Origin of the sequence: Limobrevibacterium gyesilva (genome assembly GCF_025989185.1) — a bacterium.
GTDB classification, from domain to species: Bacteria; Pseudomonadota; Alphaproteobacteria; order Acetobacterales; family Acetobacteraceae; genus Limobrevibacterium; species Limobrevibacterium gyesilva.
Genome location: NZ_JAPDNT010000001.1, coordinates 413,187 through 431,170 on the forward strand (window position 1 = coordinate 413,187; position 17,984 = coordinate 431,170).

Consider the following 17,984-nt stretch of genomic DNA (forward strand, 5'->3'; position numbering starts at 1 on the left):
TCCGCGGCCGCCTCTAGCATAGGCTGGCGCCATGGACGAACTCCCTGCCTCGAACATCCCCGAATACACCGTCACCGAGATCTCCGGCGCGGTGAAGCGAACGCTCGAAGGCGCCTTCGGGCGCGTGCGTGTGCGCGGCGAGATCACCGAGCTGAAGCGCTACCCGTCCGGCCATATCTATTTCTCGCTCAAGGACGAAGGCGGGAAGATCGCCGGCGTGGTCTGGAAATCGGCCGTCTCGCGACTCGGGCTCGACCCCGAGAATGGCGTGGAAGTCATCGCCCAGGGCAAGATCTCCGCCTACGGCGACCGCTCCACCTACCAGTTGATCGTGGAGCGCATGGACTACGCGGGCGCCGGCGCCTTGCTGGCGCGGATCGAGCTGCTGCGCGCCCGGCTGGCCGCCGAAGGATTGTTCGACGCCGCCCGCAAGAAATCCTTTCCGCTGCTGCCCGAGGTCGTCGGCGTCGTCACCTCGGAGCGCGGCGCGGTCATCCAGGACATCCGCACAACGATCCAGCGCCGGTTCCCCCGCCACATCCTGCTCTGGCCCGTCCCGGTGCAGGGCGAGGGCGCGGCCGCGAAGATCGCCGAGGCGATTCGCGGCTTCGACGCGTTGCCGAAGGATGGCCCGATCCCCCGGCCGGATGTGCTGATCGTCGCGCGCGGCGGCGGCAGCCTCGAAGACCTGATGGCGTTCAACGAGGAGGTCGTCGTCCGCGCCGCCGCTGCCTGCCGCATTCCGCTGATCTCCGCCGTCGGGCACGAAACCGATACCACCCTGATCGACCACGTCTCCGACCGGCGGGCGCCCACGCCGACGGCGGCGGCCGAGATTGCCGTGCCGTCACGCGTGGAACTGGCCGCCGACCTGCAGCAGAAAGGCGCACGCCTGATCGGCGCGCTCAACCGGCTGGCGCAGGAATGCCGTCTGCGCCTGCAACGCGCCGAACGCGGCTTGCCCGACCTGCCCAACCTGGTCGGCACCGCGCGCCAGCGGCTCGACGACCGGGCGGCCCGGCTGGGGCTGGCATTGCCGAACCTTCTGGCCGCACGCCGGACGGCGCTGGAGCGCGCCGAGCGTGGCCTGCCCGACCTGCCCACGCTGATCGCCGCCGCACGCCAGCGGCTGGATGAGCAATCATTCCGGCTCCGTTTGGCCCTGCCGAGCTTCGTCACGCTACGCCAGGCCGCCCTCACGCTGGCGTCGGAGCAGTTGCGCTCGGCCTTGCGCCATGCCGTTGCCGGCCGCGCTGCGGCGGCTGCGCGGGTGCTTCCGCGGCTGACCGATGCACCGCTGCGGGCCCGGCTTCGCGAGGCCAGGGCGCGGCTCGAAGGCGTGGGGGCACGGCTGGAATCGGTGTCCCACACCGCCGTGCTGGCACGCGGATACGCGCTGGTGTTCGACCGCGCAGGGGCCCCCGTGACCTCGGCGAAAATGGTCCGGTCCGGGATGGACCTGCGCCTCCAGTTCGCCGATGGCGACGTGCGCGCCGTCGCCGGCGGCCGGGCAGAATCGCGTCAGCGCACGCTGCCGCTCTGAACCAGTGCACGGGCCACGGATAGCAGGTCGGACGCCGCATGCGCCAATGCGTCAGCGCCGGCCTGTTCCAGTTCACCGGCATCGCCATAACCCCAGGTGACCCCGATCGCGCGCATGCCGTTCGCATGGGCGCCGGCGATATCCTGCCGCCGGTCGCCGATCATCACGGCTGCTGGCGGACGGATCGGCTCGCGCCGCAGAATATGGCCGAGCAGTTCCGGCTTGTGGTCGAGCGCCCCGCCATCCTCCGATCCGTAGATGCCGCGGAAGCAGCCGGATATCCCGAAATGCTCGAGAATCCTGCGGGCGAAGAGGGTGCGCTTGGATGTGGCCACATAGAGCGTGAACCCGGCTGCCACGAATTCCGCCAGAGCGGCCTGGATGTCCGGATAGAGCGCGTTGTCGAACAGGCCCGTCTCGCCATAGTGGCCGCGATAAAGCGTAATGGCCTCCGCCGTCCTGGTGTCGCCATAATGGTCCAGGACATGCGCGATCACCTCGTCGAGCGGCGGCCCGATCACCCGGGTCAGGTCCATCCGCGGGTCGGGCACATGGCCCAGCGAACGCAAGGCGGCATGGATGCTGCCGACGATCCCGGGACGGGAGTCCGTGAGCGTGCCGTCGAGGTCGAACAATGCCGCTGGTCCGTTCATGGTGTCGCCTCGCGCGGCCAACGGCGGTGCAGCCACAGCCACTCCGCCGGCCGGGCGCGGATCCATCGCTCCAGGCAGCCATTGATCTGCAGGGTCAGGCTGGCGATGTCGGCCTGGCGGTCGCCGCTGTCGGGCAGTGGCAGCGGCTCTTCGCACACCAGGCGGAAGCGGGCGGGACCGAGCCGCTGCGCATAGGCGGGGACAATCGGGCAGCGGAACCGGATGGCATAGGCAGCCGCGGCCGGCGCCGTCATGGCGGTGTGCCCGAAGAACGGCACGGGAATGCCGTCGTTCATCTTCTGGTCGACGAGCATTCCCAGGAACCCGCCGTCGCGCAGCAATCCCAGCGCGGAGCGGGCACCCTGCGCGCCCTTGGGAAACTGCGGCACATCGGCGCCGATCGCGCGCTGCCGCAGATCCATGATGATTCCGTCCACAATCGGGTTCGCGGCCGCACGATAGAAGCTGCTGAGGGGCATGCCGAAGGAAGCGGCGACGGCGGGCAGCATCTCCCAATTGCCGATATGGCCAGAGAAGAAGATCGCCGGCCCGCCATTGCGCACCAATCCGCGAAAAATCTGCTCGCCCTCAAGATCCCAACCGGGGCCCGACGCCGTCCGCGTCAGCGCGGCCACATGGGGCAGTTCCGCGGCGGTGCGCCCCAGATTGTCCCACACGCCGCGGATCACGCGGCGCCGCGTCGCGCGATCCAGTTCGGGCAGCGCCAGCCGCAGGTTCGCGTCCGCCACGCGGCTGACCGGCAACCAAGGGCCGATGGTGCGCGCGATCGCGCCGCCGATATTGGACGCCGTGGCTGGGCGCAGCCGCGTCAGCAGGCCGAGCGCCAGGCGGACGACGGCGGCCTCAAGACGAAACTGCAACGCGCGCAACGTCATGTCCGCGCCCCGACAACCCGGTCCAGCAGGGCCTCCAGCGCAGCCGGATCCTGCCAGACGAGATCCACGCCCACCACCGACACCATGCCCCGGGCAGGCTCAGGCAGGCGGACGGCATCCTTCGGCGTGGTCACGGGCGTCGCTCCCAGGCGCCTGGCCTCATCCAGGACACGTTGAACGTCCATTGCCGAATAAGGATGATGGTCCGGGAACGCCATGCGCCCGGCCAATGTCAGGCCAGCCGACGCGAGCGTGTCGAAGAACTTCCCTGGCCGGCCGATGCCGGCGAAGGCGAGCACGGGCCCGCCGCGAAGTGCCTCGACCGCGGCAGCGGAGCGCAGCTCTGCGCGCAGAACCGGCAGCCCGGGCGGCAGCATCGCGGTGGCGCCGTGGCAGTCCTCGCCGATGATCACCGCCGCCTGGCATCGGGCGGCCGCCGCGGCGACCGGCTCGCGCAGCGGCCCGGCGGGAATCACCCGCCGGTTTCCGAAGCCGCTGGCGCCATCGATGACGAGCATCGAGAAATCCCGAACAAGCGAGGGGCTCTGCAGGCCGTCATCCATCACCAGCACCTTGGCCCCCTCGGCCACGGCCGCGCGGGCGCCGGCGCCGCGATCCGGGCAGACGATGGTCGGGGCGACCGCCGCCAGCAGGAGGGCCTCGTCCCCCACGTCCCTGGCGCCATGACGATCGGGATCAACCCGAACCGGCTCCACGATGCGGCTGCCATAGCCGCGAGTCAGGAATGCGACCGGCTTGCCCCGGGCAACCAGGCGGACCCCGATATCCAACGCCACCGTCGTCTTGCCGGTGCCCCCCGCCGTGGCGTTGCCGCAGCAGATCACAGGCACCGCGGCCCGCCAGCCCGGCCGCGCCACCCGGCGCGCCGTCGCCGCCGCATACAGGCAGGACAGCGGCGACAGAAGCGCAGGCAGGACCCCATCATGCTGCCAGAAAGACGGTGCCCGCATCGCCTCAGGACCCCGCCCCGGCCGGCAGCAGCTCCGCCACGGCCGCGGCGACGCGGGCCGGCAGATCGGCATAGCGGCGCGACGCAGCCATGCCCGCCTCGCCCATGCTTGCGCGTCGCGCCGGGTCTTGCAGCATCCGGTCGACCCAATCGACCAGCGACGCGACATCGGCCACGCGGGCCAGGGCGCCCGCCGCCTCCAGGATCGCGACCGGATCCCGGAAATTCTCGACATTCGGCCCCACCGCCACGGCGCAGCCGAGCCGGGCGGGCTCGAGCGGGTTCTGGCCGCCATGCTCCCCCAGACTCCGCCCGACGAATGCGTGGCCGACCAGCCGGTAGAACAGGCCCAACTCGCCCAGCGTATCCGCGATCCACAGGCCCTCGCCCGCCGGCGGACCCTCCCCGGCTGAACGCCGGGCCACCGCGAGCGATCCGGCCCTGGCGGCAATGTCGCGGCCACGCTCGGGATGCCGCGGCACCACGATCGTCAGCAGCCGCTGGTGCCGCCGCGCCAGCATACTGTGCGCCTCAAGCAGCGCGGCCTCCTCACCCGGATGCGTGCTGGCCGCGAGCCAGACGGGGCGCCCGGCGACGAGCCGCCGCAACTGCGCCAGCTCAGCCGCGTCCGCCGGCAATGGATCGGCGGCGAATTTCAGGTTCCCGGTCAACAGGCTGGGCGGTGCACCAAGCGCCCGCAGCCGCTCGGCATCCCCATCGGACTGCGCCTGGAGGCGATCGAACGAACCGAACAGCGCCTGTGCCAGCCGTGGCAGACGGCGCCATCGCGCGAAACTGCGTGCCGACAGCCGGGCATTGACCAGCATCGTGGGAATCCCGCGACGACGGCAGCCGGTCAGCAGGTTCGGCCAGATCTCGCTTTCCACGAAGGCGGCGGCATCGGGACGCCAATGGTCCAGGAATCGCGCCGTCCAGGCCGGAACGTCCAGTGGAACGAAGCGGTGGAGCACCCGCGCCTGCAACCCCAGCTCAGGCAGGCGCCGGGCGAGCAGGGTGGCGGAGGTCACCGTTCCCGTGGTCATCAGCACCGTCACCTCGGGTGACGACTGCGCCAACGCGGCCAGGACCGGCAGCACGGAGACCGTCTCGCCGACGCTCGCCGCATGCAGCCATAGCAGGCGCCCGGGCGGCCGCGCCGTGCCATCGATGCCGCGCCGCTCCGGCAACCGGGCGGCGACTTCCTTGCCGCGCCGCGCCCGGCCTGCGAGCATCAGGCGCAGGCCCGGCGTGGCAATCGTGGCCGCCCCTGCATAGAGCGCCCGCAGCATCAGCCGCACAGCCTGTCGGCGGCATCGGCCGCGTCGGACAGCGCCTTCGCGATCTGCGGCAGCGACTCCTGCCACCCGTCGCGCGGCACCAAGATGGCCGGCCCGCAAACCAGGACGCCACGCCCCCACGGCAGCGGCAGGATCATCCGGTCCCATGACCCCAGGATGCGCCGACGGCTCGTCTGGGCGGCGCAGGGCAGCACCGGCGCACCCGATCGCGCCGCGAGCTGGGCCACCCCCGGCGCGGCCTGGCGGCGCGGGCCGCGCGGCCCGTCCGGGGTCAGGACCACGAGCCCGCCGTCGTCCAGCACGTCCAGCATCGTAAGAACGCTCGCCGCACCGCCCCGATCCCGGCCGTCGCGCTGGGTGGAGCCGTGCACGACCGACACCCCGAACCGGCGCATCACCTCGCCGAGGAAGCGCCCATCCTGGTGGCGGCTGGCCAGGATATGCGCGCGCAGATCGCCCCCCTGCCGCTTCGCCAGCGTCCACAAGGCGGGCATCAACGGCAGCCGCTCGTGCCAGAACGCGACGACCGCCCGATGGCCCGCGGCAAACGGCGCGAGATGCTCGTCGCCATGCAGCGTCCAGCGCGTGGTGCGCAGCGCGAAGTCGAGATAACGGCCGAGCAGCCACGCCAGCAGCGCCTGCGCGGCCGGTCGCCGCAACAGGCGCTTCAACATTGCGCTTCGTGCACCGTCGCCAACATGGGTGCGCCGGTAGCACGCTCCCCGGGGCACCGCAAATGCGTTCCTCCTCCTGCGGCAGCCCGCTCCTGTACCCCCGCCTTAATGGCCGCCGAGCGGCACCAGGTGCGACAGGAACGCCTCCGCGCAGGCGCGCCAGCCGAAACGCTCGGCATGGGTGCGGCAGGCAGCGCGGTCCGCGCCCAGGGCCCGTAATGCCGCACGCCGCAAATCGCTGTCGACCGCCCCGATCCGGCCCTCGGCCGCGGCCAGGATATCCTTGGGCCCGGTCACATCGTAGGCGGCGACCGGGGTCCCGCAGGCCAATGCTTCCAGGATCACGAGGCCGAACGTGTCGGTCAGGCTGGGGAAGACGAACACGTCCGACCCGGCATAGGCCCGCGCCAGCGCTTCGCCGTGGCGCGGACCGGTGAACCGCACGCCCGGATAGTGACGCCGCAACGCGGACAGTTGCGGCCCCCCGCCCACGACCACCTTGGAGCCCGGCAGGTCGAGGTCGAGGAACGCCCGGATGTTCTTCTCGACCGCCACACGGCCGACATAGGCGAACACCGGCCGCGGCAGGCCCCATTCCTCCGCCGGCGCGGGCCTGAACAATTCCAGATCGACCCCGCGCGACCAGGCCCGGATGTTGCGGAACCCACGGTCGGCCAGCTCTTCCCGGAGGCTGGCCGTGGCAACCATCACGCCCTGGCCGGCATCGTGAAAACGGCGCAGCCAGGCATAGAGCCAGCGCGGGGAAAGGCCGGTGCGCGCCTGAACATATTCCGGGAAGCGGGTATGGAACGCGGTGGTGAACGCGCAGCCGCGCCGCAAGGCCCATGACCGCGCCGCCTGCCCCAGTGGACCCTCGGTCGCAATGTGCAGGGCATCAGGCGCAAACGCTTCGATCAGCCGTCCCAACCGCCGCTTTGGCAACAAAGACAGCCGGATGTCCGGATAGGTCGGGCATGGCAGCGTGCGGAACCGATCCGGCCCGACGACCTCGACGACGTGGCCCATGGCAGCCAGCTCAGCCGCCAAGGTCTGCAGCGTCCGGACCACGCCGTTCACCTGCGGCCGCCATGCGTCCGAGACGATCAGGATGCGCGCCGGTTGCGGCCCGACAGCCAGCAAGCGCGCACGGTGCTCGCTCAGCATGTCCGCCGCGGGACTCTCGGGAAGGGGCAAGGGGTCAGGCGGCTTCAGGCATCGCCGTGCGGCGTGGCGCGAGGAACGACAGGCGATTGACTGCCGCCCAGTCGATCAGCTCCAGCCTGCCGTCGTGATGCTCGACCAGCGCCGTACAGCTTTCCACCCAGTCGCCATCGTTGACGTAGAGCACACCGTTCACGTCGCGCATCTCGGCGTGATGGATGTGGCCGCACACGACGCCGTCGAAGCCGCGCCGCCTGGCTTCCCCGGCCAGCGCGGTCTCGAACCGGTCGATGGCCTTGACCGCCTCTTTCACCTGCCGCTTCAGCCATGCCGACAGCGACCAGTAGGGATAGCCGAGGTGCCGGCGTACCGCGTTGAACCACCGGTTCACGACCAGCGCGGTCGAGTACGCCCCGTCGCCCAGCAAGGCCAGGAACCTCGCGTATCGCACCACGCTGTCGAACTCGTCGCCGTGCAGTACCAGAAGCCGGCGATCGTCGGCGGTAACGTGCACGGCTTCCTTGCGCAGACGGATGCCGGCGATCTCGAGCCCCAGGGGCAGCCAGTTGCGGAACAGCTCGTCGTGGTTGCCTGGAATGTAGGTCACCTCGGTTCCGGCGCGGGCGTGCCGCAGGATCAGGCGGAGCACCTCGTCGTGGCTCCCGTCCCAGTACCAGGACTTCCGAAGACGCCAGCCGTCGATGATGTCGCCGACCAGGAACAGGTTCTCGCAACTCACCCGGCGCAGGAAATCGGCAAGGAAGTCCGCGCGAGAGCCACGCGTGCCCAGATGGACATCGGAGATGAAGATGCTGCGATAACGGTCGCCGGAGGAAAGGGCGGAGGCGTTCATGCGCCCAGCAGATACGGCACGATGCGGGCCGTGCACGTGAAGATTCCATGACCCGCCATCGGTTCCAGCGCCTTCGACAAGATCACTGCGCCGCCGCATAATCGTCATGACGATGCAATCATCCGGGCGCATGAAGGGCACTTTCTGCGATGCATATGCCCCGAGCCGCCGGCACGCACACTGGCATGACGATCGTGTTCAACCCCGCCGCCGGGCGCCGGCGCGCGCAGCTCCTGTGGCACGTGCTCGATGTCATGGCGGCGAACGGCGTCGGCTTCGAGATCGAGGAGACACGGCGCCCTGGTCATGCGACCGAGATCGCACGGCAGGCCGCCCGTGCCGGCATCACCCTCGTGGTCGCGGCCGGCGGCGACGGCACGATCGCGGAAGTCGCCAACGGGTTGTCCGGCTCGCCCTGCCGGCTGGGGATCATCCCGCTGGGAACCGCAAATGTGCTGGCGCACGAGCTGGGCCTGCCATTCGCCCCCCGGGCAGTGGCCGCGTCGCTTGCGTTCGGGCGCACCCGCGCGGTCTGGCCCGGCATCGCGTGCGGCGAGTCAGGTACTCGTCTGTTCGTCCAGATGCTGGGGGCCGGATTCGACGCGCAAGTGGTTCATGGGCTGTCGAAGCGGTTGAAGCGGACGATCGGCCGTGGCGCCTATGTCGCGCAGACGCTCCGCGAGCTGGCGCGTTACGGGTTTCCGCCCATCCGCCTCAGGCTCGATGGCGCCGAGACGGAAACCGGCAGCGTGATCGTCACCAAGGGCCACCTCTACGCCGGCTGCTACACGCTCGCACCCGGCGCGACGCCCACGGACAAGGGATTCACCGTCGCCCTGTTCGACCGTGGCGGCCCCATGGCCGCGCTCCTCTATGGCGCGGCCCTGCCGTTGAACCTGTTGCCCCGCATGTCCGGCCTGCGCCTGCTGCGCGCCGACCGGATCGATATCCTCTCCAGTCAGGTGCCGGCGCAGGCCGACGGCGACCCCGCCGGCGAAACGCCGCTTTCGATCAGCGACGCGCCGGCGCCAATGAACGTGGTTGTCGGTTAGAGCAATATCGCTAGAGGTGGAATCACCGGGCGATAAAATTGCTCGTCAAAACAATAAGCTAGAGCATGATTGGTGCTTCTATCTGCACCGATCATGCTCTAGCGCGCCTGCTGGATCGCCGACAGGACCCAACGGCCGCCGGGCACGCGCATGAAGGTCCAGATCTCCGTGGCCTCGGTCCGGCGCGTCGGATCGCCCTCCACCACGCGGCCGCTCGCGTCACGGGTGGCATCGATCATGGAGAAGCGCATCGCCACGGTCGCATATTCGCGGCCCTGCTCCGCCCAGGATTCGGCGAGATCGCCCTGCTCCAGGTGCACGTCCGTGACCGTGTTGCGCACGCCGCCGCTGGTCTGCTCGGCCATCTGTTCGGCGAAGTAGCTGACCATTTCCGGCGTCGCGACCGCACGCAGCGCGTTGACGTCATGCGCCGACCAGGCGGCCTGCACCGCCTTCAGCAACTGCTCGAACGCCTGGTAGTCCGCGGGCCCTACGGCAAGCGCCGCAACCTGTGGTGCCCCACCGCCGCCACCCATCGGCCGCACGCCCGCGTCGGGGTCGGGCGAGCGGGCGAACATGGCCCCGCCGGCGAGCGCCGGCTGGCGAAAGATCCGCCGCCATACAAAGCGACCGATCAGCACCAACAGGAAGATCTGCAGCAGGAAGCCCAGGAAGCTGCCGAAGCCGCTGATGCCGTGGAACAGCCCGCCGCCGAACAGCAACCCGCCGATGCCGGCCCCCAGCAATCCGCCCATCAGGCCGGACATGAAGGGAGAGCGGCCGGCGAAGCCAGGCTGGGCGGCGGGTGACGTGCCCGGCGCCGTCGTCGGCGCGGCCTGCGGCGTCTGTGTGCGCTGCATCGGCTGCGCGGCGCCGGGCGCCGTGGTGGTGGCCGGCGGCCGCGAATAGGTGTTGCTGCCCCGGCTGCCCATGGAGCCGCCGCCACCAGCACGCGCATCGGCCAGCCCCGGCGCGAGAACCAGCGCGAGGGCAACCAGACCAGCAAGAAGACGGATGCGACGCATGTTGTGGCTCACCATTTCTTTGGACTCGGCCCCGTATATAGCCTCGCCTGCCTTGCAAGACGAGGGGGTCAGCTTCCCGCGAGAGTCATACCGTCGATCCGGACCGTCGGCGCGTCGGTCCCCCGGCGGAAGCGAAGATCATCGGCCGGCGTCATATGGGCGAACATCTCCGGCAGCGCCCCGGCGATGGTGATCTCGGCTACCGGCTCCGCGAGCTTCCCGTCGCGGATCGTGAACCCGGCGGCGCCGCGGCTGTAGTCGCCGGTGACGCCATTGACGCCCATCCCGATCAGTTCGGTGACGTAGAGCCCCTCCTTGATGTCGGCCATCAACGCCGCGGGGCTGACGGCTCCCGCCTGCAGATAGAGGTTGGTCGGCCCCGGCGACGGCGGGCCGCCGGTGCCGCGCCCGGCATGCCCGGTGGTGGTCATGCCAAGCTGCCTGGCGCTGCGCGAATCGAGCAGCCATGTCGTCAGCACCCCGTCGTCGACGAGGGTCCATGGCTTCGTGGGCACGCCTTCCCCGTCGAACGGACGCGACCGCAGGCCGCGGCGACGGCGCGGATCGTCGATGACCACGATGCCCGGGGCGAAGATGCGCTGGCCGAGCTTCTCCTTCAGGAACGTCGTCCCACGGGCAACCGAGGCGCCGTTGATCGCGCCGGCGAGATGGCCGAGCAGGCTGGCCGCGACGCGCGGATCATAGACGACCGGCAGGCGCCCGGTCTTCGGGCGGATCGGGTTCAGCCGGGCGATGGCCTTCTCGCCGGCCGTGCGCCCGATCGTCAGGGGATCGTCGAGATCCGCCAGATGGACGGCCGTCGAATAGTCGTAGTCGCGCTGCATCGCGGTGCCCTGCCCGGCCAGCGCAGTCGCGGACACCGAGTGGCTGGTGCGGATATAGCGCCCGGCGAAGCCCGCCGACGTGACCAGGACGATCTCGGTCCGGCCATACCCCGCCTCCGCGCCTTCGGAATTGGTGACGCCAGGCACAGCAAGGGCCGCCGCCTCCGCGGCGGATGCCCGGGCAATCAGCGCCTCGGCATCCGGTTCGGCGGGATCATCCAGATCGAGGTCGCCGGCATCGGCCGGCGCCGCTTCCGCCGCCAGCCCGCCATACGGATCTTCCGGGACCACCCTGGCCATGGCGACGGCGCGCTCCGCCAGCATTCCGAATCCGGCGGAATCGACGGAGGATGAAGAGACGATGGCCGAGCGCTGCCCGACGAAGACGCGCAAGCCGAGATCCCGCCCCTCAGCGCGCTCCAGATGCTCGGTTTGGCCCAGACGGCATTGCACGGACAGCGACGTGCCGGCCACCAGCACGGCGTCGGCGGCGTCGGCCCCCGCCTTGCGGGCGCGCGCGATCAGGTCGGCCAGCAGGTCCAGGCTGCTCATCGGCGTCCCCTCACGCCGCCAGCCGTTCGGCGATCACCGGCAGCGCCGGCACCCGGCCGGCCGGGCCCATCGCAGCCAGCGTCGGCGGGGCGCGGAAGATACGGGCGGCTGCACGCGCGACGTCGGCAGGGGTCACGGCCTCGATCTTCGCGACCGTTTCCGCCGTGGGGATCACGCGGCCGAACACCTGGATCTGCCGCGACAGCTGTTCGCACCGGCTGCCCGTGCTTTCCAGCGACATCAGCAGCGACGCCTTCACCTGCGCCCGTGCGCGCCCGAGTTCGACATCGGTCACGCCACGCTGGACCTTGTGCAGCTCGTCGAGGGTGATCGGGATCAGCTCGGCCGCCTCGCTCTCGCCCGTGCCGGCATAGATGCCGAACAGCCCGCCATCCATGTACGGCGCGGTGAAGGAATACACGGAATAGACCAGACCGCGCTTCTCCCGCACCTCCTGGAACAGGCGCGAGGACATCCCGCCGCCCAACAGGGTCGAGAGCAGCATGGCCGGGTAATAGTCGGGATCGGCATAGGCCACGGACGGGAAGCCGAGCACGATATGCACCTGGTCGAGGTCGCGCCCCTCGCGGAACTCGCCGCCCGCATACAGCCCGGGCGGCACCGCCGGCGCCGGCGTGCCGGGCAGGTCAGCGAAATGGCGCTGGACCAGGTCGAGGAAAGCGTCGTGGTCCAGGTTCCCCGCGGCGGCCACAACGGTGTTCGCCGCCGTGTAGTGGCGCCGCATATAGCCCATCAGCGTGTCGCGCTTCATGGCCCGGATGCTGGCTTCGGTGCCCAGGACCGGGCGGCCCATCGGCTGGTCGGGATAGGCCGTCTCCTGGAAATGATCGAACACGATGTCATCGGGCGTGTCGTTGGCCTGGCCGATCTCCTGCAGGATCACGCCGCGCTCGCGCTCCAGCTCGTCGGGGTCGAAGGTCGAGTGGGTCACGATATCGCCGATGATGTCGGCTCCCAGCTCCGTGTCCTCCTTCAGGACCTTGACGTAGAAGGCGGTTTGCTCGCGGGCCGTGTAGGCATTGATGTGGCCGCCGACCGCCTCGATCTCCTCGGCGATCGCCGTGGCGCTGCGGCGCTCGGTGCCCTTGAACGCCATGTGCTCCAGGAAGTGCGAGACGCCGTTCTCCTCGGCCCGCTCGCTGCGGGTGCCGGTGGCGACATAGGCGCCAAGCGAAACGGTCTCGACCCGGTCCATGCGCTCGGTGACGACGATCAGGCCGGATGGCAGGCGGGTGACGCGGATTGCGCCAGCCTCACGGACATCCTGGTTCTCGGCACGTGCGGCTTCGGTCATGCGGCGTTCCTTAGAACAGTCGCGCGTACCTGCGCCTCGATGGCGCCGAGGTCATTGGGTGCGCGGGTGAATCTCTCGGGCCTCTCATATAGGTCGGCCAGGCGCGCGGGCAGGGGGGGGCGCAAGCCGGTCGCCTGCTCCATGGCATCCGGGAACTTGGCGGGGTGGGCGGTGGCCATGGCGATGGTGGGCACGCCATGCGGGCAGGCCAGGGCGCGGGCCGCGGCGATGCCGATGGCGGTATGGGGGTCCGCCAGGTAACCCGAGGCCGCATGCAGGCGGCGGATTTCGGTGACGGTGCCGGCATCGTCAAGGTGGAACCCATGGAAGACGGCCCGCGCCCGCTGCCAGGCCTGCTGGGGCACCGGCATCCGTCCGGTCGCGCGGAAGGCCGTCATGGCCGCGACCGTGGCCGCCGCGTCGCGGTCCATCAGCTCGAACAGCAGCCGCTCGAAATTGGAGCTGACCTGGATGTCCATGCTGGGGGACAGCGAGGGCTCGACGCCACGCACGGACATGTCATTGGCGGCCAGGAACCGCGCCAGGATGTCGTTGCGATTGGACGCAACCACGAGGCGGACGACCGGAAGCCCCATGCGCCGGGCCGCCCAGGCGGCGAGCACGTTGCCGAAATTCCCGCTGGGGACGCTGAACGCCACCTCCCGCTCCGGTGCGCCCAGGGCGAGCGCCGAGGCAACGTAGTAAGGGATCTGGGCCGCGATTCGCGCCCAGTTGATCGAATTCACCGCCGACAAATGCATCTCGCCACGGAACGCGGTGTCCGCGAACATGGCCTTCACCAGGTCCTGACAGTCGTCGAACGTTCCGTCCACGGCGATGTTGCCGACATTCGGGGCCAGCACCGTTGTCATTTGCCGCCGCTGCACCTCGCTGGTGCGGCCATGCGGATGCAGGATCACGATATCCACCCGTGCCCGCCCGGCGCAGGCCTCGATGGCGGCCGAGCCGGTGTCCCCGGACGTGGCCCCGACGATGGTGACGCGTTCGTCGCGCTGCGTCAGCACGTGGTCGAACAGCCGGCCGAGCAGCTGCATCGCCATGTCCTTGAAGGCAAGCGTCGGACCGTGGAACAGCTCCTGCGCCCAGAGCCGGGAATCGAGCTGCACGAGCGGCACCACCGCAGGGTGCCCGAAGCTCGCATAGGCGTCCCGGCAGAGGCCCTGCAGGGTCGCGAAGGGGATCGCGTCGCCGATGAAGGGCTGCATGACGCGCGCCGCCAGCTCGGCATAAGGCAGCCCCCGCAGCGACCGCCAATCGGCGGCGGAGAAGGTTGGCCAGGTGGCGGGCATGTAAAGCCCACCATCCTCGGCCAGGCCAGCCAGCAGGACGCCTGAGAAGTCGCGCACGGGCGCCTGCCCGCGAGTGGAGACGTAGCGCATGGCGTGACGGCCCTGCTTTCTTGACGGGTGAACGGGATTTCTGGGCCAGTCCGGCCCGCCGATCAATGGCGCAACCGGGGCCAGGTCAGGCGGGCAGGCATCCTTGCGGCTTGACCTTGCGCACGGTGGAAGCCGGGAAGCGGCCCAGCTTCTCCGCCGGCCGGATCGGGCGCCGCACCAGTTCGCCGCCGCAATTCGGACAGTGCCCGCGCAAAGCGCCCTCGGCGCAGGTCACGCAGAACGTGCATTCGAACGAGCAGATGCGGGCCTCAAGGCTCTCCGGCGGCAGATCCGTGCCGCAGCACTCGCAGTTCGGACGCAGTTCGAGCATGGGAGCCTCCGTCAGGACAGGTAGCGCGCGGTCAGGTGTGCCTGGAAGTCGGCGGGGTCGAGCTTCTTGCCGGTGGCGGCCTGCAGCAGATCGTTGAAGCCCAGCAGGCTGCCCTGGCCATGTACCTTCTCCCGCAGCCAGCCCACCTGCGGCCCCAGATCGCCGCGCGACAGCGCGGCGTCAAGATCCGGCACCGCCCGGCGCGCCGCCGCCATCAACTGCGCGGCGGCCATGGCGCCCAGCGTATAGCTCGGGAAATAGCCCACGCCGCCATCATACCAGTGGATGTCCTGCAGGCATCCCTGCGCGTCGTCCGGCGGCACCACCCCCAACAGCCCGCGCAGCCCCTCGTTCCAGGCCCCGGGCAGGTCGGCAACCCGAAGATCGCCCGACACCAGCGCCTGTTCCAGCCGGAAACGCAGGATGACATGGGCGGGGTAGGTCATCTCGTCGGCATCGACGCGGATGAAGCCGCGCTCCACCCGCCGCCACAGCCGCGTCAGGTTGGCGGGGTCATAGAAGGCGGGATCGCCGCCGAACGTCGCCAGAAGCTCGGGCCCCAGCCAGCTCAGGAAGGCATCGGAGCGGCAGGACTGCATCTCCACGATCAGCGACTGGCTCTCATGTGCTGCCATCCCGGCCGCCTGGCCAACGGGCTGGCGGGCGAACGAGGCGGGCAGCCCGCGCTCGTACAACGCGTGCCCGGTCTCGTGCATCACGCCCATGAGGCTCATCGAGAGATCGGCCTCGTCATAGCGCGTCGTGATGCGAACGTCGGTCGGTGTGCCGCCGCAGAACGGATGCGCCGAGCGATCCAGCCGCGCATGCGCGGGCTCAAGGCCGGCCCGTTCCGACAGGCGGCGGCAAAGCGCCTCCTGCACCGTCGCGGCGAACGGCCCCTGTGCCGGCACGGGTGCCGGCTGGCGCGCCTGGCGTTCCTCTGCCTGCGGCAGGGAGGCGCGGAGGAATGCCTCGTAATCCGCAAAGATAGGCGTCACGTCGGCGGCACCGATGCCGCGCTGGTAGCCGTCCATCAAGGCGTCATAGGGCGACAGGCCCAGCGCCGGGGCCAACGCCGCCGCCTGCTGGCGCACGAGGTTCATCACTTCCGCGAGCGACGCCTGCACCAGCGAGAAGTCGGCGGTGTTCCGCGCCTCTCGCCACACCTTCTCGCAGGCCGAGTTCGCCCGTGCCTGCGCCTCGACGAGGTCGGCGGGGATCGCGACGGCGCGGGTATGGGCATGGCGCATCAGCCGCAGATTGGCGGCGTGCCAGGCATCCAGCCCGGCCGAGTCGGCCTCGGCCTGTGCCAGCTCGTCCGCCGCCGCCGGCGCCACCAGCTGTGCATGCGCGAGGCCGGCCAGGACGGCCAGCTGGTCGCCGCGTGCAGCCCCGCCCCCTGCCGGCATCATCGCAGCGGCGTCCCAGCCGAGCACGGCGGCGGCCTCATCGATCACGGCAATGCGGCTGAAACGTTCGGTCAGCCGGTCATAGGCGGAGGTCATTCGCGCGCAGCTTTCCGGACATAAAGGACAAAGATCACCACCAGGGCGACCGCGAGGCCGTACCAGGTGATCGCATAGGACAGATGGTTGTTCGGCGGCCGCGGCAGATGGCGCGCGGGGTCGGGATACAGCTCCGGCGGCGCCGACCCGACCGCGACCAGGGTGAACGGCGCAACGCGCGCCAAGCCCAGAGCGGCGCCGATCGCCTGCGGATCCAGGGTGTAGAAGCGCCGCGCCTGCGGATCGTCCTTCGCCGAGAACCATCCGGCATGCTCGGCGGGCCGCACATAGCCCTCCACCACGACAGTGCCCGTCGCGGCCGGCATCGGCCGCCTATCCGGCACCCAGCCCCGGTCAACCAGGATCGGGTCGGCGCCCGGGCGCTCCATCGGCACGATCTGCTGTCCGCCCATCTGCGGCCCCTGCGCCGTCTCCCGCCCTTCGGCCCCGTACAGCGCCGCCAGATCGTTGCGCAGGCGCCCCTCGACGCGAACCCGCACGAATGGCGAGGGGTCGGCGGGCAGCAGTTCCGCCGGGCGTGCCTCCGCCTGGGCGAGTTGGTTCAGCAGGTTGGTCTTCCAGGCAAGCCGCTCCACCTGCCAGGTTCCAAGGCCGATCAGCACCGCGAGCATCGCCAGGGCGCTGAGCCCAGGCACCAGCAAGCGCCGGGCCAGACTCACCGCCACAGCCTCATACACCCATCTCGCTGGAGCGATGGCGATACTGGAGTGCGACCAGGGCGGCCTTCAGCGGCCGCATCATCGCCAACGCCAAAGGCACGGTGACAACCGGCCAGAGCACGGCATGGACCCAAAGCGGCGGCGAGAAGCGGAACTCCACCCAGAACGCCGCGGCCACAACCATGGTTGCCAGCAGGAAGATCACCAGCACGGCCGGTCCGTCGCCGGCATCGTGTTCGCGCAGATCCAGGCCACACACGCCGCATCGCTCGTTGACCGTGAGCACGCCCCTGAACAGCCTGCCCTCGCCGCACCGGGGGCAGCGGCATGTCAGCGCCACCTGCCACCAGGGCGGTGAGGCCCGGTCGGTCACTCGCCGACGATCACCCCGGCGCCCCACCAGTAGATGCAGATGAACAAGAACAGCCAGACCACGTCGACGAAATGCCAGTACCAAGCGGCCGCCTCGAAGCCGAAATGCCGCTGCGGCGTGAACTGGCCATTCATCGCGCGGAGCAGGCAGACGATCAGGAAGCAGGTGCCGACGATCACGTGGAACCCGTGAAAACCGGTCGCCAGGAAGAACACGGACGGATAGATGCCGCCGCCACTGAAGTGGAACGGCGCCTCCGAGTATTCGATGGCCTGGAAGGTCGTAAAGGTCAGGCCCAGCGCCACCGTGAGCGCGAGGCCGGTGATCAGCCCCTTGCGGTCACCTGCCAGCAGGCTGTGATGCGCCCAGGTAATCGTGGTGCCGGACAGCAGCAGGATCATCGTGTTCAGGAACGGCAGATGCCACGGATCGAAGGTGTGGATGCCGGCCGGTGGCCATGTCGGGTTTTCGACGCCCAGCACGTGCTCGGGGAACAGGGCGAAATGGAAATATGCCCAGAAGAACCCGGCGAAGAACATGACCTCGCTGGCGATGAACAGCGTCATGCCGTAGCGCAGGCCGATGCGCACGATCGGCGTGTGCATGCCGGCTGTCCGGCTCTCCTTCAGCACGTCGCGCCACCAGAAGAACATGACGCCAAGGATCACCAGCACGCCGATGACCAGCGTGATGTAGCTGCCGTAATGGGCCGCCAGAATGATGCCAAGCACCGTCAGGCCACCGCCGAGGGAACCGAGCAACGGCCAGGGGCTAGGGTCGACCAGGTGATACGGCTGCTTCAGGCCCGAACTGGCGGGAAGGGTGGTGGCGCCGTGCGCGTCGCTGCTCATGCCAAAT

The 17,984-nt window shown here is 69.9% G+C and carries 18 protein-coding genes; 2 read left to right on the forward strand and 16 right to left on the reverse strand.

Annotation, left to right across the window (positions count from 1 at the left end; genetic code table 11):
* The first annotated feature begins 31 nt into the window (after nucleotides 1–31).
* Nucleotides 32–1,543, forward strand: a complete 1,512-nt coding sequence (gene xseA / locus OL599_RS02015) for an exodeoxyribonuclease VII large subunit (RefSeq protein ID WP_264711913.1) — start codon at nucleotides 32–34, stop codon at nucleotides 1,541–1,543.
* Here the strand turns inward: xseA and OL599_RS02020 are convergent.
* From OL599_RS02020 to OL599_RS02050, 7 genes are all read right to left on the reverse strand, one after another.
* Entirely contained in the window at nucleotides 1,522–2,196 is a 675-nt protein-coding gene (locus OL599_RS02020; RefSeq protein ID WP_264711914.1) for an HAD hydrolase-like protein, read from the reverse strand. The genes xseA and OL599_RS02020 overlap by 22 nt on opposite strands.
* Nucleotides 2,193–3,092, reverse strand: a complete 900-nt coding sequence (locus OL599_RS02025; protein WP_264711915.1) for an LpxL/LpxP family acyltransferase — start codon at nucleotides 3,090–3,092, stop codon at nucleotides 2,193–2,195. The genes OL599_RS02020 and OL599_RS02025 overlap by 4 nt, the downstream gene beginning before the upstream one ends.
* Nucleotides 3,089–4,063 (reverse strand): tetraacyldisaccharide 4'-kinase, encoded by a 975-nt coding sequence (gene lpxK, locus OL599_RS02030; protein WP_264711916.1) that lies wholly within the window; start codon nucleotides 4,061–4,063, stop codon nucleotides 3,089–3,091. The genes OL599_RS02025 and lpxK overlap by 4 nt, the downstream gene beginning before the upstream one ends.
* Before the next feature lie 4 nt (nucleotides 4,064–4,067).
* Complete coding sequence (locus OL599_RS02035; protein ID WP_264711917.1) at nucleotides 4,068–5,351, reverse strand: 3-deoxy-D-manno-octulosonic acid transferase; 1,284 nt, start codon at nucleotides 5,349–5,351, stop codon at nucleotides 4,068–4,070.
* Nucleotides 5,351–6,019, reverse strand: coding sequence for a lysophospholipid acyltransferase family protein (locus OL599_RS02040; RefSeq protein WP_264711918.1), 669 nt, complete (start codon nucleotides 6,017–6,019; stop codon nucleotides 5,351–5,353). The genes OL599_RS02035 and OL599_RS02040 overlap by 1 nt, the downstream gene beginning before the upstream one ends.
* Nucleotides 6,020–6,139: 120 nt before the next feature.
* Complete coding sequence (locus OL599_RS02045) at nucleotides 6,140–7,198, reverse strand: glycosyltransferase family 4 protein (protein WP_264712322.1); 1,059 nt, start codon at nucleotides 7,196–7,198, stop codon at nucleotides 6,140–6,142.
* A gap of 34 nt (nucleotides 7,199–7,232) precedes the next feature.
* On the reverse strand, nucleotides 7,233–8,048 hold the full coding sequence (locus tag OL599_RS02050) for a UDP-2,3-diacylglucosamine diphosphatase (RefSeq protein ID WP_264711919.1): 816 nt from the start codon (nucleotides 8,046–8,048) through the stop codon (nucleotides 7,233–7,235).
* Nucleotides 8,049–8,233: 185 nt separating this feature from the next.
* On the opposite strand from OL599_RS02050, the gene OL599_RS02055 reads away from it, so the two are divergent.
* Nucleotides 8,234–9,100: a diacylglycerol/lipid kinase family protein gene (locus tag OL599_RS02055; protein WP_264711920.1), complete on the forward strand. Its 867-nt coding sequence runs from the start codon at nucleotides 8,234–8,236 to the stop codon at nucleotides 9,098–9,100.
* Nucleotides 9,101–9,198: 98 nt separating this feature from the next.
* Here the strand turns inward: OL599_RS02055 and OL599_RS02060 are convergent, their stop codons facing one another.
* The 9 genes from OL599_RS02060 to OL599_RS02100 form a co-directional block, all read right to left on the reverse strand.
* Nucleotides 9,199–10,125, reverse strand: coding sequence for a Tim44 domain-containing protein (locus OL599_RS02060; RefSeq protein ID WP_264711921.1), 927 nt, complete (start codon nucleotides 10,123–10,125; stop codon nucleotides 9,199–9,201).
* Nucleotides 10,126–10,193: 68 nt separating this feature from the next.
* On the reverse strand, nucleotides 10,194–11,522 hold the full coding sequence (locus tag OL599_RS02065; protein WP_264711922.1) for a TldD/PmbA family protein: 1,329 nt from the start codon (nucleotides 11,520–11,522) through the stop codon (nucleotides 10,194–10,196).
* A gap of 10 nt (nucleotides 11,523–11,532) precedes the next feature.
* Nucleotides 11,533–12,837, reverse strand: a complete 1,305-nt coding sequence (locus tag OL599_RS02070) for a M16 family metallopeptidase (protein ID WP_264711923.1) — start codon at nucleotides 12,835–12,837, stop codon at nucleotides 11,533–11,535.
* Entirely contained in the window at nucleotides 12,834–14,237 is a 1,404-nt protein-coding gene (gene thrC, locus OL599_RS02075) for a threonine synthase (protein ID WP_264711924.1), read from the reverse strand. Before thrC ends, OL599_RS02070 begins: the two co-directional genes overlap by 4 nt.
* An 85-nt stretch (nucleotides 14,238–14,322) precedes the next feature.
* Nucleotides 14,323–14,568, reverse strand: coding sequence for a DUF1272 domain-containing protein (locus OL599_RS02080; protein ID WP_264711925.1), 246 nt, complete (start codon nucleotides 14,566–14,568; stop codon nucleotides 14,323–14,325).
* An 11-nt stretch (nucleotides 14,569–14,579) separates the two neighbouring features.
* Complete coding sequence (locus OL599_RS02085) at nucleotides 14,580–16,073, reverse strand: carboxypeptidase M32 (protein ID WP_264711926.1); 1,494 nt, start codon at nucleotides 16,071–16,073, stop codon at nucleotides 14,580–14,582.
* The gene (locus OL599_RS02090) at nucleotides 16,070–16,753 is read right to left on the reverse strand and encodes an SURF1 family protein (RefSeq protein ID WP_264711927.1); all 684 of its coding nucleotides are present in this window, start codon (nucleotides 16,751–16,753) and stop codon (nucleotides 16,070–16,072) included. Before OL599_RS02090 ends, OL599_RS02085 begins: the two co-directional genes overlap by 4 nt.
* A 10-nt stretch (nucleotides 16,754–16,763) precedes the next feature.
* On the reverse strand, nucleotides 16,764–17,153 hold the full coding sequence (locus tag OL599_RS02095) for a DUF983 domain-containing protein (RefSeq protein ID WP_456306673.1): 390 nt from the start codon (nucleotides 17,151–17,153) through the stop codon (nucleotides 16,764–16,766).
* A complete protein-coding gene (locus tag OL599_RS02100) occupies nucleotides 17,123–17,977 on the reverse strand; it encodes a cytochrome c oxidase subunit 3 (protein ID WP_264711928.1) in 855 nt (284 codons plus the stop codon). Before OL599_RS02100 ends, OL599_RS02095 begins: the two co-directional genes overlap by 31 nt.
* Nucleotides 17,978–17,984: the final 7 nt, after the last annotated feature.